The 20,272-nt window shown below is 62.8% G+C and carries 16 protein-coding genes and 2 riboswitches; of the genes, 9 read left to right on the top strand and 7 right to left on the bottom strand.

All coding sequences use genetic code 11. The features are described 5' to 3' along the window. Positions 1–460: 460 nt before the first annotated feature. Genes LQ952_RS12240 through LQ952_RS12225 form a run of 4 tightly spaced genes read left to right on the top strand, consistent with a single transcriptional unit; the run spans position 461 to position 2,287 of the window. Positions 461–733 (top strand): BrnT family toxin, encoded by a 273-nt coding sequence (locus LQ952_RS12240; RefSeq protein WP_238622921.1) that lies wholly within the window; start codon positions 461–463, stop codon positions 731–733. 1 nt (position 734) lies between these two features. Beyond that, entirely contained in the window at positions 735–1,037 is a 303-nt protein-coding gene (locus LQ952_RS12235) for a CopG family antitoxin (protein WP_238622920.1), read from the top strand. A 42-nt stretch (positions 1,038–1,079) separates the two neighbouring features. Further along, on the top strand, positions 1,080–1,223 hold the full coding sequence (locus LQ952_RS12230) for a hypothetical protein (RefSeq protein WP_238622919.1): 144 nt from the start codon (positions 1,080–1,082) through the stop codon (positions 1,221–1,223). Continuing rightward, positions 1,220–2,287, top strand: a complete 1,068-nt coding sequence (locus tag LQ952_RS12225) for a linear amide C-N hydrolase (RefSeq protein WP_238622918.1) — start codon at positions 1,220–1,222, stop codon at positions 2,285–2,287. Before LQ952_RS12230 ends, LQ952_RS12225 begins: the two co-directional genes overlap by 4 nt. 236 nt (positions 2,288–2,523) lie before the next feature. Here the strand turns inward: LQ952_RS12225 and LQ952_RS12220 are convergent, their stop codons facing one another. From LQ952_RS12220 to LQ952_RS12200, 5 genes are read right to left on the bottom strand one after another with little or no spacing between them, the layout of a single operon-like run. Further along, on the bottom strand, positions 2,524–2,685 hold the full coding sequence (locus LQ952_RS12220) for a FeoB-associated Cys-rich membrane protein (RefSeq protein WP_238622917.1): 162 nt from the start codon (positions 2,683–2,685) through the stop codon (positions 2,524–2,526). Beyond that, complete coding sequence (feoB, locus tag LQ952_RS12215; RefSeq protein WP_238622916.1) at positions 2,672–5,221, bottom strand: ferrous iron transport protein B; 2,550 nt, start codon at positions 5,219–5,221, stop codon at positions 2,672–2,674. The genes LQ952_RS12220 and feoB overlap by 14 nt, the downstream gene beginning before the upstream one ends. Next, a complete protein-coding gene (locus tag LQ952_RS12210) occupies positions 5,203–5,472 on the bottom strand; it encodes a FeoA family protein (RefSeq protein ID WP_238622915.1) in 270 nt (89 codons plus the stop codon). The genes feoB and LQ952_RS12210 overlap by 19 nt, the downstream gene beginning before the upstream one ends. Then, entirely contained in the window at positions 5,459–6,256 is a 798-nt protein-coding gene (locus LQ952_RS12205; RefSeq protein WP_238622914.1) for a DUF4198 domain-containing protein, read from the bottom strand. Before LQ952_RS12205 ends, LQ952_RS12210 begins: the two co-directional genes overlap by 14 nt. A 29-nt stretch (positions 6,257–6,285) precedes the next feature. Beyond that, positions 6,286–6,603 (bottom strand): hypothetical protein, encoded by a 318-nt coding sequence (locus tag LQ952_RS12200; protein WP_238622913.1) that lies wholly within the window; start codon positions 6,601–6,603, stop codon positions 6,286–6,288. 393 nt (positions 6,604–6,996) lie between these two features. Here LQ952_RS12200 and amt point away from each other — a divergent pair, with 393 nt between their 5' ends. The 5 genes from amt (at position 6,997) to LQ952_RS12175 (ending at position 17,493) form a co-directional block, all read left to right on the top strand. Further along, a complete protein-coding gene (gene amt, locus LQ952_RS12195) occupies positions 6,997–10,401 on the top strand; it encodes an ammonium transporter (RefSeq protein ID WP_238622912.1) in 3,405 nt (1,134 codons plus the stop codon). A gap of 180 nt (positions 10,402–10,581) precedes the next feature. Continuing rightward, positions 10,582–10,817, top strand: a riboswitch (cobalamin riboswitch). Positions 10,818–10,857: 40 nt separating this feature from the next. Further along, a complete protein-coding gene (gene cobW / locus LQ952_RS12190) occupies positions 10,858–11,976 on the top strand; it encodes a cobalamin biosynthesis protein CobW (protein WP_238622911.1) in 1,119 nt (372 codons plus the stop codon). Then, a complete protein-coding gene (gene cobN / locus LQ952_RS12185) occupies positions 11,976–15,767 on the top strand; it encodes a cobaltochelatase subunit CobN (protein ID WP_238622910.1) in 3,792 nt (1,263 codons plus the stop codon). The genes cobW and cobN overlap by 1 nt, the downstream gene beginning before the upstream one ends. Continuing rightward, a complete protein-coding gene (locus LQ952_RS12180) occupies positions 15,764–16,843 on the top strand; it encodes a magnesium chelatase ATPase subunit I (RefSeq protein ID WP_238622909.1) in 1,080 nt (359 codons plus the stop codon). The genes cobN and LQ952_RS12180 overlap by 4 nt, the downstream gene beginning before the upstream one ends. Continuing rightward, entirely contained in the window at positions 16,765–17,493 is a 729-nt protein-coding gene (locus LQ952_RS12175) for a vWA domain-containing protein (RefSeq protein WP_238622908.1), read from the top strand. Before LQ952_RS12180 ends, LQ952_RS12175 begins: the two co-directional genes overlap by 79 nt. Here LQ952_RS12175 and LQ952_RS12170 read toward each other — a convergent pair. Both LQ952_RS12170 and LQ952_RS12165 read right to left on the bottom strand, forming a co-directional pair. Beyond that, on the bottom strand, positions 17,488–18,144 hold the full coding sequence (locus LQ952_RS12170) for an energy-coupling factor ABC transporter permease (RefSeq protein ID WP_238622907.1): 657 nt from the start codon (positions 18,142–18,144) through the stop codon (positions 17,488–17,490). The two genes, LQ952_RS12175 and LQ952_RS12170, sit on opposite strands and share 6 nt — an antisense overlap. Positions 18,145–18,264: 120 nt before the next feature. After that, positions 18,265–18,509, bottom strand: a riboswitch (cobalamin riboswitch). 74 nt (positions 18,510–18,583) lie between these two features. Beyond that, on the bottom strand, positions 18,584–20,272 hold a 1,689-nt coding region (locus LQ952_RS12165), incomplete at its 5' end, for a sensor domain-containing diguanylate cyclase (protein WP_238622906.1).

Raw genomic sequence — 20,272 nt, 5'->3', positions numbered from 1 at the left:
CCCACCGGCAGCCACCGCCGCGCCGCGCAAGGAAGCGTCCGAGTATCCTTGTCCCCGATGCCGGAAAGGTCGTTTGCATGTCATTGCCGAAATATCGCGTCCTATCCCATGTCCCACGCTCAAGGCGCGACGATGTTAAGTGATTGAAAAATAGCGGGTGACGGAGCAGGCTGACAACGGCCTCCGGAAAGGCCGGGCCTGAGTGCGGGCAAAACATTGAAACAGGGCCAACAATCAGGCTATGTTCATTCAAAACACACCTGCCAAAGGGCCGCTCATGGCCTGCCTGGCCCGCCGCCAAAAATACAATCCCCATTATAAAGATGTGCGGTACATGGCTTCGTCCAACAGACGTTTATCCGCCATGCTGCGCACAGCGGATAAACGCTTATATGTTAGCAAGATGCCATTAGGCACACAGTCTGCTAGACTAGCCGTATGAAGCAAATAAACTAGCCGTATGAAGCAAATAAACTGGAATGCCGAAAAGAACCAGCAGCTGATGAGCGAACGCGGAGTCTCCTTCGAAGATGTTCTGTTTGCTCTCCAGTCTGGTGGTTTGCTTGATGATGGGCCTCATTCCAACAGGGAGAAGTATCCAAACCAGCGTATATTCGTGGTTCGGATAGATGATTATGCCTGGCTGGTGCCGTACGTTGAAAATGATAGGGAGTTCTTTCTCAAGACGATTATTCCCAGTCGCAAGGCCACCAAGAAATTTTTAGGAGGGTAACATGGCGAAAACCAAATTGGATCCTGAAGAGCAAGAGTTGCTTGAGGCATACGAATCCGGAAAGTTTGAGTCGGACTTGGATGCTGATCGTCGCGAGTACCTAGCCAAGATGGCCGAAGAAACATTCAAGAAAGACAAAAGGATCAATATACGTATCTCTAGCCGGGATCTGGAGGCACTTCAGCGTCGGGCTCTGGAGGAAGGGCTTCCTTATCAGTCTCTCGTGTCCAGTGTCCTGCATAAGTATGTCTCTGGTGGCCTGAAGGACATTTCTGCTAACAAGTCAGGCCAGCGGACACGCTAACGCGCGCCGCTGCCTTCGGCGTTAGGCCATAAGGAGAACGATATGGCAATTGAAAATGTTCGTGCAGTGTATTTTCCATACCGCATACAAAAACAAGAAGATGGTTCGTGGGTTCTCCTTAACAGAAACTACAAGCCTGTGGGTTTTAATACTGGCGAGTGGGCGGGGGTTTCTCGCGCAAAATGATGAAACATCGACTGATCCAAACCCTTTGCACGGCCGTCATCGCGGCGCTGGTGCTGATCATCCCGGAGGCCAATAGCTGCACCCGGGTGGTGTACCTTGGGCCGGAGGATCGTATCGTTACCGGTCGCAGCATGGACTGGAAGCTGCCGATGGTCAGCAATCTCTGGGCATTTCCCCGCGGCATGGCGCGGGACGGTGCCGCCGGCCCGCGTTCGGTGCAATGGACGGCCACCCATGGCAGCCTGATCGTGTCAGGCTACGACATTTCCACCGCCGATGGCATCAACGAGGCGGGTTTGGTGGCCAACCTTCTGTGGGAGGTGGAGGCCACCTATCCCGAAGACGATGGGGCGATGCCGCGTATCTCGGTCTCGGTGTTCCCGCAATACCTGCTGGACCGTTATGCCTCCGTGGCAGAGGCGGTGGCCGACCTGCGCGAAAATCCCGTGCTGGTGGTGTCGGGTGAGGTGCCGGTGGGGCCGCCGGGGCGCGAGGCAACCGTCCATGTGTCGCTTTCGGACGCCGGCGGTGATAGCGCTGTCATCGAGTTCATCGCCGGCGAGATGGTTATCCACCATGACCGCACCCATCAGGTCATGACGAATGAGCCGACCTACGAGCGGCAGCTTGCGATCCTCGAATACTGGCAGGGCGTGAACCCACGGGAGTTCATGCCCGGCACGGTACGCGCCACCGATCGTTTCGTGCGGGCGCATTTTTATGTGAACGCGGTGGTGCAAAGTGCCGACCCGCGCATTGCCGCGGCCTCGGTGTTCAGCGTGATCCGTCAGGTTTCTGTGCCCTGGGGCATCAGCATCGCCGACCAGCCCAACCTCTCGACGACTCGCTGGCGCGTGGTGGCCGACCACAAGCAGCTGCGTTATTACGTTGAATCCGTACTTTCGCCCAGCGTCTTCTGGGTGGATCTGAAAAATCTCGATCTTTCCGCGGGCGCGCCGGTGCGCAAGCTGGACTTGGGTGTGGATATGGAGCGCATCCTCTCGGGCGAGGTGTCGGATGCCTTCGTGCCGGCCATGCCTTTTACTTTCCAGCCGGCCCCTTGACCCAAGCTCACTTTCGGCATTTCAGCGCCTTTCTTCATGAGATGCTTGTTTTTCCTTAATTTTTCCTGTTCTCTTTTTCCCGCGTCACTCCCGCGCAGGCGGGAGTCCAGGATTTTCAGTCTGTCACTGGACTCCCGCTTTCGCGGGAATGACGGCAGAGGGGCGCGAGAGTGATGATGGGCTCCGGAGTGACGGTGGGTGCCGGAGTGACGGCAGCGAGTGCCACCCGGGTTTTCCTAGCGACATTTCCCACCGCAGCCACCGCACTTCTGGTTGCCCCTTCGCGGCCACAGGCGGCGCCATAGAAAGATCAGTGCCGCCAGCACGATGCCTCCGGTCACCAGGATGTCGATCCAGGTGACGGAGGGGGCCTGAACCAGGACGTCATGGGCTTCCATCGGCACGGTCTCCCGGTGATGCGGTGGCGAGTCCGGGCCTGACCATCCGTCGGGGCCACAGACCCACCACCAGTAGAAGGATCAGTATCAGGGTCCAGAAACCGACCATCATGTGGATGGCATCCAGCGCCAGCGCCTGCCCCAGGCTGTGGATGCCGCTGGCAATCAGCAGCCCCAGTGCGGCGGGGAAGACGATGGAAAAGAGCATCCAGCCGGTGGAGTCGGTCTGCACCCTGACCATGATGGCAGTGGCCAGACAGGGGGGGTAGATGGCGAAGAACACGAGCAGAGCCAGGGCTACCAGGGCGCCGTCGGTGGTGCCCATGGCTGTGCCCATGCGCTCTTCCAGTGGTTGATTGGACCCTTCTTCCTGCTGGAACAGCACTCCCAGGGTGGCCACGGCGCTTTCACGGGCGGCGAAGGAACTGAGCAGTGCCACGTTGATCTTCCAGTCAAATCCCGCCGCCCGGGTCAGCGGCTCCAGGGCCTGCCCCGTGCGTCCCAGCAGACTGTTGTGGATGCGGGTTTCCTGTATTTCCAGGCGCAGCAGCCGGCGCTCCTGGTCCAGGGTGCGCAGGGCGCGATTGATGGCGCGGACATCCCGGTCGCCGCCGCCGGGGCGCACAAAGGAGAAATACACCGGGTCGGCCTGCTCGAAACGCCGGTCCAGGGACTGGACGGCCTCCGCTGTGCTCAGGTTCATGCGCCTGGCCCGGTAGGCATTGGACAGGTTCAGTGCCTGCATCAGCTGTTCCGGCGTCTGAAACAGGTGGGCATGGGGGTTGCTCTGGATCTGGTCATGGAACTGGTTCAATGCGATCTGGGCGCGCTGTTCAAAGTTCGCTTGTTCTTCCGTTGACAGGCCCGGCAGGTTCAAAAGGACGAAGATCACCACGGCCACCGCCAGGACGATGGTGCCCACCTTCTTGATGTAGAGCCAGGTCCGGTCGAGGGCACGGCGCATGACACCCCCGGCGGTGGGCAGGTGGTAGCGGGGCATCTCCATCACGAAGGGTACGGTCTCCATGGGCTTGAGCAGGGTGCGGGTCAGCAGCCAGGCCACCAGCAGGGCCACCATGATGGTGATGGTGGCGATGAAGAACATGATCAGGCCCTTGTGATCGACGAAGAAGATGCCGATGAGCAGGGTGTACAGGGGGATCTTGGCCAGACAGTTCATGTAGGGCACGGTGAGGATGGTGGCCAGCCGTGCCCTGGGATCGGGGATCGCCCGGGTGGCCATCACGCCGGGGACGGCGCAGCCGCCGGCAAAGACGCCGCCCAGGATCAGGGGCAGGGTGGACTGGCCGTGAAGTCCGAATCGGTGCAGCACCCGGTCCAGGATGAAGGCGATCCGTGCCATGTAACCGGAGTCTTCCAGTATGGCGATGAGGGCGAACAGGATCAGGAAGATGGGGACATAGTTGAGCAGGGTGTTGACGCTGTCCATGAGCCATAGTCCCAGGGATCGGGACAACGGATCATGCAGAAAGCCCGCCGCCGGCAGCCAGTCCGCCGCCAGATTGCGGATCCCCGCCAGCAACGGCCAGGTGTATTGGGTCAGTTCGTAACCCTGCACGATGGCCGTGTGGTAGATCACGTAAATGGTGGCCAGCAGGAAGACCGGGGCCAGCCAGCGATTGAGCAGGAGGCGGTCCGCCCGCTCGGTCCAGCTGATCCGTTGCCCGCCGCTGTCCGTGTTCAGACACTGGGTCGTGATGTCGTGTGCGTGCCGGTCCCGCATCGTGATGACGTAGTCGGCCAGGTCCTGACCGCTACTCTGCTGGAACTGGCTGCGGCGGGTGCGCGCATCCTCCAGCAGCGTTTCCACCTCCGTCGGTGCCAGTCCATGTCGCAACAGGAGGGACTTGCCTTCCGGGTCGTTTTCCAGCAGGCGCAAGGCCATCCAGCGGTTTTTCAGGCTGCCGGGCAGGGCCGTCAGCATGGCACGGACATGGGGTTCCAGGGCACCGTAGCGGGGGAGTCTGGCGGCAATGCGGTGCTCGCCATCCAGCAGACTGATGGCCGCCCGCTTCAGTTGATCCAGGCCCTGACCGCGCCGGCCCACGGTCTCCACCACCGGTACGCCCAGCAGTTCGGTAAGCCGCCGTGGGTCGAGGGTGTGGCCCTGGCGCCGGACCACGTCACTCATGTTGAGGGCGCAGATCACCGGCAGGCCCATCTCCAGCAGTTGAAACGTCAGGGACAGGCCCCGTTGCAGCTGGGCGGCGTCCAGTACATGGATGCCCAGCGCCGGAGGCGAGTCCAGCAGATAACTTCTGACCACCCGCTCTTCCGGTGAGAAGGCGGTGAGGCTGTAGGTGCCGGGCAGATCCACCAGGTTCAGGCGCCGATCCCCAAGATGCATGGGGCCCTGTTTCTTTTCCACCGTCACGCCCGGATAGTTGGCAACATGCTGGCGCAGGCCGGTGAGGGCGTTGAACAGGGTAGATTTGCCGCAATTGGGCTGCCCGATCAGGGCGATACCGCCCCGGATGTCACCGGGGCGGGCAGTGGTCAGCGGGATGGTGTGCATGCTTCAAGGGTTACCGTGATGTGAAAGGCTTCCTGACGCCGGATGGCCACGAAACTGTCGCCGGCATCCAGGCGGACTTCCAGGGGATCCCCCAGGGGGGCGAGTCGCACCAGCTGAATCCGGCGACCGGGAAGCAGACCCATGTCCAGCAGTCGCTGGCGGATCGATCCCGCGGCGGTCAGCCGCAGGATGCGACAGGACTGGCCGGGCTGAACCTGGTCCAGGGTCTGATCCAGTTCAGCGCAGCTCATGGACCTGTACCCAGATCACGGCCTCCTGGCTCAGGGGTTCGCCCTTGTATTCGGTCACGGGACCGGAATCCGGGGCGGCAAAGCCCCATACCCCGGCCTTGGGCAGGGCGAAGTGAAAGATCCCGTTTGCATCGGTGTGGGTGACGAAGGTTTCAAACGCGGGAGAGGGGAAGTTCAGGTGTCCTTCCTTACGCAGAGTGTTCTTGTCCATGATTACGTCGTGGTTCATGAACTCCACCTCGATCTCCGCGCCCGCCACCGGTTCGCCGTCGGAGAGCAACTGGGCACTGAAGAGCATGCCGGCATAGAGGGCATAGGGTTTCACCAGCGGTACGATTTCGGTCGGCAGACCCAGGGGCTTGTCCCAGTCGGAGGGTGCGCCGCCGCGATTGACGATGGTCTTGGTGAATTGCTGAATGTAGCCGTCCCCTTCCTCCAGATAGGGTGCCGGCACCAGGGCAAAGACGTAGTCACCGTTGCGCCGGATGGGGACTTTGGCTGTGAAGGCGCGTCCCTGATTCTGGGCGCCCTGCCAGGTCATCGGCTCGAGGGTGCTCATCAGGTCCGTCTTTTGTCCCTGGTGCACCACGAAGAATTCTTCGGGCTTGCCCATGTCCATCACCGCCCCGTTGCCGGCCGGATGGGTGAAGACCAGGCGGAAGGGCAGGGTGGTGGGGCTGTCATGGATGAAGGAAGGGGTGTAGAGAAGCTGAAAGTGGGCCTGTGCCGGCGCGGCGATTCCGATCAGGGCGGCCAGACCTGCTGCAAGGAATGGGCGATGCATGTGGGGGTTCTCCTGGGTTGAAACCGGGGTCAGGGCAAGATGCGGCTGCCGGGAATCTCGATGCGGTGACCTTCACCGGCATCGAACACCGCGGTATAGGTGCCTTCGGGCTTGTCGAACTCGATTTCACTCAGGGTGTTGAGCTGGTCTTCCAGCAGCATTTCGTCATTGCCGTCCAGCACGCGGATGGTCACGCCGGCGGCGGATGAGCCGTCGGAGAAGCCGCCTTCGCAGAGGATGGTGCCGTCGCCGTTGTCGTAACAGGCGAACAGCGGAGTATGGGCCAGGACCGGCCCGCCGAGCAGACACAGTGCCAACGTGGTGGTGGGAAGGGAGACGAGCTTCATGACGCACCTCTTGCCGTCAATAGGGATGGGACGGAATTGGCTGGCTAGCCGCTGCAAGGGCATCACTGGCTGTTTTAAATATAATAATGATTCTTATAATTTATAGCATTTTTGTTTTTTTATTTAATTACTCCGTGCTCTCCTGACTTAGGTCAAGCGGCGTAACGGGTCAAAGGGACCCGCCTGCAGGGCGTCGCTAACCTGTCCAATGGGACATCAGGCGTTCAAATGGCATGTCTTGTGCTCTTTTATCCCCGATGTGTCCCGTCTCTTCCGGGCAGCGTATTCAATCCCTTGTCTTCTGAATGGGATTGGGTAAGGCATGCACCAGAATGGGGCGTCTTGAAGAGTGATTGCGCCGATATCTGCCCCCGTAAAAACCGTGAGAGCGCCATGCAAGTCAGCCAGATCGACATTCTCTGGATCACACTCTGTGCCGGCCTGGTCTTTACCATGCAGGCGGGTTTTCTTTGCCTGGAGTCAGGGCTGACCCGAAACAAGAACGCCATCAATGTGGCGCTGAAAAATGTCGCTGACTTTGCCCTGGCCGCTTTCCTGTTCTGGTTGTTCGGTTTCGCCCTCATGTTCGGCGACAGCATGGGGGGCTGGATCGGACTGGATGGATTTCTTCCGGATATGGGGCTGGGCAGCGCACCCTGGTTGGCGGCGTTCTTCCTCTTTCAGGTGATGTTCTGCGCCACTGCCGCCACCATTGTGTCCGGTGCCGTGGCGGAGCGCATGCGTTTTGCCAGCTACATGGTGGTAACTGCGCTGGTGGCAGGGTTGATCTATCCCGTCTTCGGTCACTGGGCCTGGGGTGGGGCAACGGGCAGTGGATCAGGCTGGCTGGCGGACATGGGGTTCGTGGATTTTGCCGGTTCCACGGTGGTGCACAGCCTGGGCGGCTGGGTGGCGCTGGCTGCGGTCATCGTGGTGGGTAGTCGGGCGGGGCGTTTCGTGGTGGGCGAGCGGCCCCGGGTGATTCCCGCGGGCAATCTGCCCATGGCCATGCTGGGCCTGCTGATCCTGTTCTTCGGCTGGTTCGGTTTCAATGGGGGCAGTACTCTGGCGATGGATGGCCGGGTGCCGGGCATCCTGGTCAACACCACCCTGGCCGCGGTGGGGGGCATTCTCACCGGACTCCTTATCGGCTGGCGTTTCCGGGGTTATCCGGAGGTGCTTTATGCCCTCAATGGGGCCATTGCCGGTCTGGTGGCCATTACCGCCAGCGCCCATGTCCTCTCCGCCGCCAATGCACTGATGGTGGGTGGGGTGGGGGCCATCCTCATGGTGCTTTGCCATGAACTGCTGCTGCGTCTGCGGGTGGATGATGCGGTGGGGGCGATCCCCGCCCATCTGGCAGCCGGCATCTGGGGGACTCTGGCGGTGGGGTTGTTCGGCGATCTGTCCGCCTTGAATACGGGACTGGAGCGTTATCAGCAGGTGGGGGTCCAGTTGCTGGGCATCCTGGTCTGTGGCCTTTGGTCCTTTTTCACGGCCTATCTGCTGCTGCGACTGATCGATCGTTTCATGCCGCTGCGGGTCAGTGCCCGGGATGAAAGCCTGGGTCTGAATGTCTCTGAACATGGCGCTCGTGATGAACTGGCCGAACTGATACAGACCATGGATGGACAGGCAAGCAGCGGCACACTGGACCGGCGTGCGAGGGTGGAACCCTTTACCGAAGTGGGTCAGATCGCGCTCCACTACAATCGCCTGATGGACACCCTGGCCAGGGCCATGGATCAGACCCGGGCCATCATCCGGGACATGAAGGAAGGTGTGATGACCTTCACCCGGGATGGCATGCTCACGGGGATCAACCCCGGTGCCGAACATCTTTTCGGCATCCCTTCCTCCCAAGCCGTCGGAAAACCGGTACATCTGCTGTTCGAGGGGCGTGATGCCAGGGCCGAAACCGGCGAGGGCGCCGTCTTGCCGAACCCCGGGGAGCGACAGGCCTATCGACTCAAGGGGGATGACGGGAATCGGCGTACGGTGGAGGTCTCCGTCACGGAGAGTCAGGTGGGCGACCAAATCATGTTCACGGCCCTGGTCAGGGATGTGACTGATCGGCGGCAGGTGGAAGAGCAATTACAGCGGGAGCGGGATCTGGCCAGGGTCACGCTGGCATCCATCGGCGATGGGGTGATCACCACCGATGAGTCCGGTGTGATCCAGTATATCAACCCCGTTGCCCAGCGCCTGACGGGGGTGGATCTGAACGAGGCCCGTGGCCAGAATATCGGGGCGGTCTATCGTCTCGTGGATGAGAAGACCGGCAGGATGATGGAAAATCCCGTCCGTTCGGTGCTTTCCAGGGGGCACCCCATTCGCCGTCATGAGCATGGTCTGTTGCGCCGCCGTGACGGCAGGCAAATCCCGGTTCAGGATTCCGCCGCGCCCATCCGTTCCCACGAGGGTTTCATCATGGGGGTGGTGCTGGTGATCCATGATGTCACCGTCACCCTGAACCTGTCCCGCGAACTGACCTATCAGGCCCGACATGATGTGCTGACCGGGATTCTCAACCGCCGGGCCTTTGAGCAATGTCTCCATCACCTGCTGGACAGCCCCTTCGAGCCCGGCAGTCATCATGTGCTCGGTTATCTGGACCTGGATCAGTTCAAGGTCATCAATGACACCTGTGGCCATGAAGCAGGGGACGAAGCCTTGCGTCAGATCACCGCCCTTGTCGGCCAGCATGTACGGGCCGCGGATGTGCTGGCAAGGCTGGGCGGCGACGAATTCGGTCTGCTGCTGAGGGATTGCCCGATGGACAAGGCCCGCCGGGTGGCCGAGGCCATTCGTCAGGCAATACATGATTTTCGCTTCGCCTGGCAGGACAAATCCTTCAGCCTGGGGGTCAGCATCGGTCTGGTGGGTATTGATGAGGGGCACGGGTCCATGGCGACATTGCTGTCCGCCGCGGATTCGGCCTGCTATGCGGCCAAGGAGGCCGGTAGAAGTCAGGTACATGTGTATCAGCCGGATGACCAGCATCTGCTGGAACACCATGGACAAGTGCAATGGGTTTCCCGGCTGCAGTCCGCCCTGGATGAAGACCGGTTCCGTCTCTATGTGCAGCCCATCGTGCCCCTGATGCCAGGATGTGAAGGCTTGCCGGTACACTACGAGGTGCTGGTGCGACTGCTGGAGGGTGATCAGGTCATCAGCCCAGGCAGTTTCATTCCTGCCGCGGAGCGCTATCAGATGATGCCCCGCATCGACCAGTGGGTGGTGCGCAATGTGCTGGCCTGGTTGAGTGATTCCTGTCGCAAACCAGGTGGCCTGGAAGGTACCTGGTGCATCAATCTGTCGGGTGCGTCATTGTCGGACGATCGTTTCCGGGACAGTCTCAAGAGCACGCTGGAACGGCTGGCCCTGCCGCCCGGTACCGTCTGCCTGGAGATCACGGAAAGCGCGGCCATTGGCAATCTCTCCAAGGTGATCCATTTCATCCGGGAAGTCAGGCATCTGGGATGCCTGTTTGCGCTGGATGACTTCGGCAGCGGCCTGTCCTCGTTCGGCTACCTGAAAAATCTGCCGGTGGACTATCTGAAAATCGACGGTGCCTTCGTCAAGGATATCGCCCATGACCCGGTTGACCTGGCCATGGTACGGGCCATCAATACCATCGGCCATGAAATGGGCCTGAAGACCATCGCCGAGTTCGTCGAAAACGAGGAGGTACTGGCGGTCCTGGGCCGGATCGGTGTGGATTTCGTGCAGGGGTATCACATCGGCAGACCCCGGCCCCTGCATGAGATCGCACCGGTGCGGGTGATGCCTCGGTGAGGGCAGGGCACAGGTTCCGGAAAAACGGGATGCTGCTGATCAGCTTGGCGCCTGGATTCCCGCCTTCCCGGGAATGACGGCGGGAGGTCGACCTGAACATGCTGCAGGTCATCAATACCATCGGCCATGAAATGGGCCGGCATTGTCTGAATGGTGCCATACCCGGTAAGCTTGCCCCGTTTGTTCAATCCTTCCACGGGTGCCCGCGGGCCAGTGCCTTCGGGTTAAACGGGAAGCCGGTGACGTCGCCGTGGCGACCATGCCGGCGCTGCCCCCGCAACGGTAGGTGGTGAGCAGGGATCATCCGGCCACTGTGAGGTTGCGCCTGCGTTCAGGCGCGCCTCATGGGAAGGCGATCCCCTGTGTGCCCCGGCACAGCCACGAGCCCGGAGACCGGCCCGCGGAACGCCTGTCACTCCATCAACATGCACGCGGGCGGCGTGCGGGAGACATTCCATGTCTGCATCCTCGGGCGCCTTCCGGGCGCGCATCCCTGCCACCATCGTCACCGGCTTTCTGGGCAGTGGAAAGACCACGTTGTTGCGCCACATCCTGGATCATGCCCAGGGACGGCGCATTGCGGTTATCGTCAATGAGTTCGGTGAGCTGGGCGTGGACGGGGAGATCCTTCGCGGCTGCACCGTGGGCTGCGAAACCGAAGGGGGCGAAGAGGCCGGCCGCATCTACGAACTGGCCAACGGCTGTCTGTGCTGTACCGTGCAGGAGGCCTTCTATCCGGTCATGCAGGCCCTGATGGAGCGCCGCGACGAGATCGATCACATCCTCATCGAAACCTCGGGCCTGGCCCTGCCAAAACCCTTGGTGCAGGCCTTCAACTGGCCGGCCATTCGCACCGGCTGCACGGTGGATGCGGTCATCACCGTGGTCGATGCCCCCGCCGTCGTCGCCGGCCGGTTTGCCGCCAATCCGGAGGCGGTGGAACGTCAGCGTCGCGCAGACCCCAATCTGGATCATGTCTCCGGTCTGCATGAACTGTTTGAGGATCAACTTTCCGCGGCGGATCTGGTGCTTTTGAACAAGGGGGATCTGATCACACCGGAGGCCCTGCAACAGGTGGAGGCGTTGGTGCGCGGGGAGATCCCGCCCCAGGTCAAGGTGGTGACCGCCGATCACGGACGTCTGGATCTGTCCCTGTTGTTGGGTCTGGGTTGTGCCGCGGAGGAGGGCATCCATCTACGCCACGCCCATCACCACCATCATCACCACCATGAGGGAGAGGGCGCCGCCCACGGGCACGAACACGAGCATGGACATGACGCCTTTGATTCCGTCGTCGTCGAGTTGCCGGCGGTGGATCGGGAAGCCCTGCTGGAAGGGCTGCAGGCCCTGGTAAGTACCCATGACATTCTCCGCATCAAGGGCTTTGCCTGCCTGCCCGGCAAGCCCATGCGGCTAGTGATCCAGGGGGTAGGCCGTCGCTTTGACAGCTATTTCGACCGTCCGTGGCGGCCTGACGAGTCGCCCCGGACCCGCCTGGTCTGTATCGGCCGCGGTCTGTCGGCCGCCGTGCTGCGGGAGGCCCTGGCACCGGCGGTGCTTGCGGAACCAGCCTGATGCACCTGCTGTCGGCCCAGCCCGGCGGCTTTGTGGATGACGATACGGTCACCATCCGGCTGGATCAGTCCCCGGCGGAGATCGTCATCCTCAGCGCGGCGGATACCACCCTGGCCCTGCTGGCCGCCCACTATCCCGGCAATCCCCAGGCACCGGGGGGCGGCCTGATTGGTTATCCGACCCTGCGTCTGGCCAATCTGCTGCACCTGCGCCAGCCGGCTTCCGTGGATCTCTACATGGAAAGTGTGCTGGAACGGGCACGCCTGATCATCATTGATCATCTGGGCGGGGAGTCCTACTGGCCCTACGGCACCGAGCAGGCGCAGGCCCTGTGCCGGCGGCGGGGCATCGCCCTAGCCATGTTCTCCGGCGATCATGTGGAGGATCCCCGCCTGCTGGCGGGCAGTACGGTGGCCCCGGAGATCTGTCGGACCCTGTGGCGCTATCTGCGGGAAGGGGGCGGGGCCAATATCCGGGCCTTTTACCGCTACTTGGGCGCCACCTTCTTTCAGTTGCCCCTGTCGGTGCCGCCGCCCCGGCCTCTGCCCGCCATCGGGATCTTCCACCCAGAATCGGATGTGGGCACGGTGGCGGCCTGGGAGGCCCGCTGGATTCCCGGCGCTCCCCGGGTGGCCCTGCTGTTTTATCGCGCCCATTTGCAGGCGGGCAATATCCAGGTGTTCGACGCCCTGTGCGGGAGTCTGCTGGAGTGTGGTCTCAATCCTCTGCCTCTGGCCCTGATTTCCCTCAAGGACCCCCTGTGCCTGGACACCGTGCGCCGCCTGTGCCGGGAGCAGGCCGTGAGCCTGGTGCTCAACAGCACCGCCTTTGCCCGGGGCGGGGTGGAATCGGTCGCGGATACGCCGTTGCTGGACGATGTCCCGGTGGTGCAGATACTGCTGTCCGGCGGCAATGAGGCGGCCTGGGAGTCTGATCCTCACGGGCTGCAGCCCCGTGATATCGCCATGCAGGTGGCATTGCCGGAGATGGACGGCCATATCATTTCCCGGGCGGTCAGTTTCAAGGGACTTCAGCATCGTTGCCCCCATACCCAGAGCGATGTGGTTCACTATCAGCCCCAGCCCGAGCGCATCCGCTTTGTGGCCGAGCTGGCCCGACGCTGGTGCCGCCTGCGGACCCTGGACAATGGCGACAAGCGGCTGGCGCTCATCCTGGCCAACTATCCCACCCGGGAAGGGCGTCTGGGCAACGGCGTGGGACTGGACACGCCCCAGTCCGTCATCGTCATTCTGGAACGGCTGCGGCAGGAGGGTTACCGCCTCGGACCCATCCCTGACAACGGCGATGCCCTGATGGCGCTGCTGCGCCGGGGCATCACCAACGACCCGGACCGCTGGCCCGTGCGCACCGCCTGGCAAAGCCTGTCCATGCCGGATTACGAGGCCTTCTTCCAGGATCTTCCCGAGGTCTGCCGGTCGGCGGTCCTGTCCCGCTGGGGGGCGCCGGATCAGGACCCCATGGTGCGCCGGGGGCGGTTCATGATCGCCGGGCTGCGCTATGGCCACGTCTTCATCGGCATTCAGCCTCCCAGGGGATATCACCTGGACATGATGGCCAACTACCATGATCCGGATCTGGTGCCACCTCACTATTACCTGGCCTTTCATGCCTGGCTGCGCCGACGTTTCGACTGCGATGCCGTGGTGCATGTGGGCAAACACGGCAACCTGGAGTGGTTGCCGGGCAAGAGTGTGGCCCTGAGCCGGAGCTGCTGGCCGGACCTGATCCTGGGCCCCATGCCCCATCTCTATCCCTTCATCGTCAACGACCCGGGGGAAGGCACCCAGGCCAAGCGCCGCGCCCAGGCGGTGATCATTGATCATCTGATGCCGCCCCTGACACGGGCGGAAAACTACGGCCCCACCCGGGATCTGGAGCGGCTGGTGGACGAGTATTATGAGGCGCTGATGCTGGACCGGCAGCGGGCCGGCGTGCTGCGGCGGCGGATTCTGGAGATGATCCTGGCTCAGAACCTGCACCAGGATCTGGGGCTGGAGGCGCCCCGCTGCGAAACGGACGAACAGCGCCTGCTGAACCGTACCGATGCCTATCTGTGTGAACTCAAGGAAAGCCAGATCCGGGATGGTCTGCACGTGTTTGGTCGCTCCCCGACGGGACGCCAGGCGGTGGATACGCTGCTGGCCCTGGCCCGCTACCCCTCCGGTGATGGCAGGGGGGGCAACGACAGCCTGATCCGGGCCTTGTCCCGGGATCTTTTGGGGGAGGGTTTCGATCCCCTGGACGCTCCCTGGGAGGCGCCCTGGCAGGGCCTTCGCCCGCCGCTACTGGCCGGAATCAGTGATGCCCCCTGGCGGCATCAAGGGGATACCCGGGAACGCCTGGAGTGCCTGGCCCTGCGGATCCTGAGCCAGGGGCTGCCCGTGGACGAAGGTGGTTGGTCGGCCACTCGCCAGGTACTGGAACGCATCCATCAGCGTCTGCGGCCGGCCCTGAAGGCCTGCGGTCCCCAGGAGTTGTTGCAGCTCACCCGGGGATTGGCGGGGCGTTTCGTGCCTCCGGGGCCCAGTGGAGCCCCCAGTCGGGGGCGCCCCGACGTCCTGCCCACCGGACGCAACTTCTATTCCGTGGACGTTCGCGCCGTGCCCACCCCCACCAGCTGGATGCTGGGCCTGAAATCCGCCAATCTGCTGGTGGAGCGTTATCTGCAGGAGGAGGGAGACTATCCCCGGGCCGTCGGTCTGTCGGTCTGGGGCACGGCCACCATGCGCACCGGCGGCGATGACATCGCCCAGGCCATGGCCCTGATCGGCGTGCGCCCCCGCTGGGCGGCGGGCAGTCATCGGGTGACGGATTTCGAGATCCTGCCCATGTCCGTCCTGGACCGCCCCCGCATCGACGTGACCCTGCGCATCTCCGGATTCTTTCGTGATGCCTTTATCAATGTCATCCGCCTGTTCGATGCCGCGGTGCAGGCGGTGGCCGGGCTGGACGAACCGGAGGCCGTCAATCCCATCCGCGCCCGTATCCTGCGGGAGACCCGGGTGGGTGTGGCGCGGGGGATGGACCCGGATATGGCTCGCCGACGGGCGGGACTGCGCATCTTCGGCGCCCGGCCCGGTGCTTACGGTGCCGGGCTGCAAGGACTGATGGAGAGCCGGCAATGGCGGGACGACGGGGATCTGAGCGAGGCCTACGTGAACTGGGGGAGCTATGCTTATGGCACCCGGGACCAGGGGACCGCCCTGCCCGATGTATTCCGGCAACGACTGACAGGAATCGATCTGGTGGTGCAGAACCAGGACAATCGGGAACACGATCTGCTGGATTCCGATGACTATTACCAGTTCCAGGGTGGCATGAGTGCGGCCGTGCGCCATCTGAGCGGACGTCAGCCCGCGCTCTTTTTCGGGGATCACAGCAATCCCCAGGCGCCCAGGGTTCAGTCCCTGGCCCAGGAGATCAGCCGGGTGATCCGGGCCCGGGTCACCAATCCCAAATGGATCCAGGCGATGCAGCGCCATGGCTACAAGGGGGCGGCGGAGATGGCCGCCACCGTGGATTACCTGTTTGCCTATGACGCCACCGCCCGGGTGGTGCGGGATGATCAGTATGCCCGGGTGACGGATGCCTTGATCAACGACCCTCATAACCGGGCCTTTCTGGAACGGCACAACCCGGATGCCCTGCACGAGATGTGCGAGCGCCTGCTGGAGGCCATGCAGCGCGGCCTGTGGCAGTCGCCGGGGGATTATCGTGAGCAGCTGGAAACCCGGCTGCTGGAGAGCGAGGCCCGTTGGGAGGGGGCATGAGCGTGCAGATCCCGACACCCCAATACCCGTTTACGGCCCTGATCGGGGTGCCCCGCCTGCGGATGGCCCTGTTGCTGGCGGCCATTGATCCTCTCATCGGCGGAGTGCTGATCCAGGGACCCCGGGGATCGGCCAAGACCACCAGCGCCCGTGCCCTGGCCCAGTTGCTGCCGGAAGGCTGCTTCGTCAATCTCCCCCTGGGGGCCAGCGAAGAACAGTTGCTGGGATCGCTGGACATCGAAAGCGCACTCCAGCACGGCCAGGTGAACTTTCGCCCCGGCCTGCTGGCCCGGGCCCATCAGGGGGTGCTGTATGTGGATGAGGTCAACCTGTTGCCGGACGTGCTGGTGGACCAGTTGCTGGATGTGAGTGCCGGCGGCGTCAATCGGGTGGAGCGGGACGGCATTTCCCACCAACACCCGGCCCGGTTCGTGCTGGTGGGCACCATGAACCCGGAGGAGGGCAGGCTACGCCCCCAATTGCTGGACCGCTTTGGTCTTTTCGTCACCCTGGACGGGGGGATCGATCCCCCCACTCGGGAGGCCATCGTGCGCGCGCGGCTGGCCTTCGAGATGGACCCGCATGGCTTTGTCCTGCGCCATGATCAGGCACAACGGGCATTGCTGGAGCGGCTCTGCCGGGCTCGCAACCGACTTGAAAGCCTGGTGTTCGAGGATGATTTGCACCGGCAGGTCAGCCGGTTGTGTTTCGAGGCAGGGGTGGAAGGGGTGAGAGCGGATCTGGTCATGCTGCGTGCTGCCCGTGCCCACGCCGCCCTGGCGGCACGATCCCGGATAGAGGAACAGGACATGCAGGCGGTGCAGGCCCTGGTGCTGGATCATCGGCGTCCGCCGGCCGGCTCCGAGTCGGTGGAGGTTCCGCCTCAAGGCCCGCATTCCGCCGAGCAGAGGCGTCCGCCTCCTGCCGGGGCGACGATGGAATCGGAGTCCACGGAAACGCCCCGTGGCCAGGATCCGGAACCGGATCATGATGATGAATGGGGCGCATTGCCGCCGGAGCCGGTGGTCTACCGGCCGTGGGATGTTGCGAGGCCCTTGCCGGTAAAAAAGCCCTGACGCACCGTCGGGCACCCGGACAGGTGCCCGACGGGCGCGGTGACAACCCCGGTCGGCAGCGTGAGTTCTCGCGCCTTGGGCCGGGGGCCATCCACTGGCACCGCAGCCTGATCCACAAGGGGCATGGCCCCCTGACCCGGGACGCTCTGGTTTATCGTCGCCGCCGGGGGCATGGTGACATGCTCTATTGTCTGGTGTTGGACTGTTCCGGTTCCATGCTGCGTCGGGACAAACTGGCCCTGGCCAAGGGATTGCTGTCCACCTGGGTACAACAGATCTATGTTCTGCGGGGGGAACTGGCGGTGATCGGGTTTTCCGGCAGTGGGGCCCGGGTGTTGCAGCCCCCGGCCCGAGCCGCCGTCTTCAACGAGGACTGGATCGCGCCCATCGGTGGTGGCGGAGGGACGCCGATGGCCTCCGGCGTGGCGCTGGCGGACGCCCTGCTGTTGCAGGTACGCCGCCGGAACCCCGGCAAGCGCATCGGTTTATGGTTGCTGACCGATGGCCGTACCCACCGGATTCCCCCCAGGCCAGTGCATGCCGATGTCTGCCAGGTGGTGGACTTCGAGACTGAAGCCGTCTCCCTGGGACGGGCGGCGAGGATCGCCCAGGCCTGGGGGTGTGCCCATGGGCACGTGAATGCCCTATGAGGACTGCCGCGCAGAGGCGATACGCAGATTATCCACGGCAAACAGACGACCCAGCCGCTTGCCTTCGTGGGCTTTCAGCAAGCGCACTGCGGCGTAGGTGACCAGGGGTTCGATGAGCACGATGAGCGCATAAGAACTGGCCCACAGCGCCCAGGCGCTGATCCCTGTACCTGTTCCCGCCAGCCAGAAACCCACCATCAGGGCCACGCCGCTGTAGTACATCGCATCCAGACGCAAAATCCGTCCCCAGGTCAGGGTTTCGCCCTGTTCCCGGTAGCGTCGCCCGATGGTGTAGTGGACCAGCAGCAGCGGCAGGATCAGGGAGAGGCTGTTGACTGCCCAATGTGCCAGGTCGGCAGGTTCGAAGATGAGGGCCTGCAGGAGCAATCCTAGAGCAAAGCCGAACAGTGCGGGCAGAAAGCCCAGGGTGAAGTAGATGGCCATGGCCCCGACGAAGTGAAGCTCCGATGGCCCGACGTGAAAGTGGATAGCCTCCATGAAGACCGAGAAGAAAAGCGCGGCCAGGAGAATACGCGGCCAGTCCTGTGGGCGGCGTATGAGGTGGCGTAGGTAATAGGCAAGTACGACCGCGGCGGTGGCCCCGGCAAGGATGAGTTTGGGTTGGGCAATCAAGCCTGTTTCGATATGCATGGCAGACCTCGGTCTATCGGGTTCCAGAAACCATGCGGGGGGCAGGATCAAGGCGGCAGGCAACTCGGCAAGCGCAGCGGCATGCCAGGCGTGTACGCCGCCGTTCACGGTTCCCCGCCGTGTGGCGCGTTGCTTGAGGCCGGTCTCCGGGCTTACGAGAGGAAGCTATGCTTCCGGTGAGGCGCCTTCCCATGCCGGACGCAGTATTACGCCTTCGGCACAGTGACGTGATGCCACACTTTGACTCGCCTACCGTTGCGGGGACAGCGCCGGCCTTGGCCGGTGTGTGAAATATATTCACGTCACCCGCCGCACCGGCTTCCCGATCACGACACTCGACGCCGACCGTAGGCCGGACGCACAGGCACCGCGATCCCGACGGCACGTGCCGCCGGGTCACCTGAAGCAGCCGAAACCTTACGAACCTTGGGGAAGCAAGTCAATGTGCGACGTGTTTGTTCTCTACCGAGACAACCCGGTTGCGGCCGGACGCCTTGGCGCGATAGAGCGCCAGATCCGCCGCTTCGATCAGTTGTCCGGGTGAGCGTGTGTCCCCCATATTCAGCGTCGCCACGCCGATGCTGACCGTGATCACCCCCAACGGGGAGCTTTCGTGGGGCAATGCCCTTTGTTCCAGCATGCCGCGAATCTCTTCCGCCAATCCAAGGGCCCTTGCATGATCAAGACCGCTGCAGACAACGGCAAACTCCTCACCGCCGTAGCGGGCCGCCAGATCGGTGGCCCGCTGGGTATGTTGCCGTAGCACGTCGGCCAGCACCTGCATGCAGTGGTCTCCCTCCGGGTGTCCATGCTGATCGTTGTAGGCCTTGAACCAGTCGATATCCAGCATCAGCAGACTCAACGGCTGGGCAAAACGGCGGGTTCTCGCCCATTCCCTTGCCAGCACCTCATCAAGGCTGCGTCGGTTGGCCAGGCCGGTGAGCGCGTCGGTGCGGGATAATCGGGACAATTCCTGGTTGGCCTGCTCCAGTTCCCGCGTGCGCGTGGCAACCAGCCGCTCCAGATCCTGGGTCTGTCGTTCCATGTGATGTGCCATCTGTCCCAATGCCTGGGATAACCGGCTGACTTCCTGGACCGGAGTGCGGATGTCAGGCCGGAAGGTCCAGTCCCCCCGCCCGAGTCGACTTGCCCAGCGGCTCAAGGCCACCAGGGGGCGGGTGACCCAGATGCTGATGAGGGTGATCAGCATCATTCCCAGCAACAGGATCCCGGCGGCCACCAGCAGCAGTTGCCGCAACAAATCCAGCATCGGCGCCATGAACTGGCTCTGGGGGATCGCCTGCACGATCCGTAGGGTCGGGCCGTCCTGCAGTGAGTAACTCACCCAGTCCACCAGGTAGCGTTCATCTTCGATCTGATGCAGTACCCGTCCCTGTCCGGGGTCGGCTTGTCGTTCCAGCAGTTCGCCCAGTTCCCTGAGCAGAGGAGAATCACTTTCCCATAGACTGATCCTACGGGTTTCGTCACGGTTCAGGAAATAGACCGGGTCCGGGGTCGAGTTTGCCAGCAGTTTTCCGTCCGGTTCGGTAATGAAGGCGACGCCCCCGGAGCGTTCCATCACTTCAGTCAGCCATCGGCTGAGTTGCACAATCGAAAGATCGGCGGAAATCACCCCCACGAACTGCTCATCGGCGCCGTACAGAGGGGCCGATATACCCAGACCCATGGCGCTGTAGTCACCGGCGGGGTCATTGATGGCATAGCGATAGGCTGGATACCAGCTCATGCGGCCCATCGTCTGGGCTGTCATGAACCAGGGACGGAGTCGGGCATCGTAGTGGTCGTTGCCGGCATCGATCAGTTCCCCCGGGAGATTGCGTTTATCCACGCGGTAGAGGGACATGACGCGGTGGTTGTCGATGCTGGCCTGCAATATCCGCAGGCTGCGATCCTCGCCCAGCGGGGGGCGGCTGGCGGCAAAATATTCCCCTTCGGGCGTGCCCGTGGAGAGAAAGGTGAGCACGGGTTGCTGCTCCAGTTGCAGCAGGAAATTGCGGACCAGGGCTTCAGGATCTCGTGGATCGATCACGCCCTGCCGGACCTGGGCGACATTGAGGCTCACCACCTGCCGGGGAACATCGAAGAACTGGCGGACCTTGTCGTGGAC

Origin of the sequence: Ectothiorhodospira lacustris, assembly GCF_022227785.1 — a bacterium.
Lineage (GTDB): Bacteria > Pseudomonadota > Gammaproteobacteria > Ectothiorhodospirales > Ectothiorhodospiraceae > Ectothiorhodospira > Ectothiorhodospira lacustris.
Note: the sequence above shows the minus strand (reverse complement) of the source record. Positions and strands in the feature narration are given on the sequence as shown.

What these genes read in the sequence shown, in the direction of transcription:
- LQ952_RS12180 (WP_238622909.1), top strand. Translation starts at nt 15,764, where the DNA reads ATGAGCGTGCAGATCCCGACACCCCAATACCCGTTTACGGCCCTGATC.
- LQ952_RS12240 (WP_238622921.1), top strand. Translation starts at nt 461, where the DNA reads ATGAAGCAAATAAACTGGAATGCCGAAAAGAACCAGCAGCTGATGAGC.
- cobN (WP_238622910.1), top strand. Translation starts at nt 11,976, where the DNA reads ATGCACCTGCTGTCGGCCCAGCCCGGCGGCTTTGTGGATGACGATACG.
- amt (WP_238622912.1), top strand. Translation starts at nt 6,997, where the DNA reads ATGCAAGTCAGCCAGATCGACATTCTCTGGATCACACTCTGTGCCGGC.
- LQ952_RS12220 (WP_238622917.1), bottom strand. Translation starts at nt 2,685, where the DNA reads ATGGAAGCCCATGACGTCCTGGTTCAGGCCCCCTCCGTCACCTGGATC.
- LQ952_RS12210 (WP_238622915.1), bottom strand. Translation starts at nt 5,472, where the DNA reads ATGAGCTGCGCTGAACTGGATCAGACCCTGGACCAGGTTCAGCCCGGC.
- LQ952_RS12205 (WP_238622914.1), bottom strand. Translation starts at nt 6,256, where the DNA reads ATGCATCGCCCATTCCTTGCAGCAGGTCTGGCCGCCCTGATCGGAATC.
- LQ952_RS12175 (WP_238622908.1), top strand. Translation starts at nt 16,765, where the DNA reads ATGGGGCGCATTGCCGCCGGAGCCGGTGGTCTACCGGCCGTGGGATGT.
- LQ952_RS12230 (WP_238622919.1), top strand. Translation starts at nt 1,080, where the DNA reads ATGGCAATTGAAAATGTTCGTGCAGTGTATTTTCCATACCGCATACAA.
- LQ952_RS12225 (WP_238622918.1), top strand. Translation starts at nt 1,220, where the DNA reads ATGATGAAACATCGACTGATCCAAACCCTTTGCACGGCCGTCATCGCG.
- LQ952_RS12200 (WP_238622913.1), bottom strand. Translation starts at nt 6,603, where the DNA reads ATGAAGCTCGTCTCCCTTCCCACCACCACGTTGGCACTGTGTCTGCTC.
- LQ952_RS12170 (WP_238622907.1), bottom strand. Translation starts at nt 18,144, where the DNA reads ATGCATATCGAAACAGGCTTGATTGCCCAACCCAAACTCATCCTTGCC.
- cobW (WP_238622911.1), top strand. Translation starts at nt 10,858, where the DNA reads ATGTCTGCATCCTCGGGCGCCTTCCGGGCGCGCATCCCTGCCACCATC.
- feoB (WP_238622916.1), bottom strand. Translation starts at nt 5,221, where the DNA reads ATGCACACCATCCCGCTGACCACTGCCCGCCCCGGTGACATCCGGGGC.
- LQ952_RS12235 (WP_238622920.1), top strand. Translation starts at nt 735, where the DNA reads ATGGCGAAAACCAAATTGGATCCTGAAGAGCAAGAGTTGCTTGAGGCA.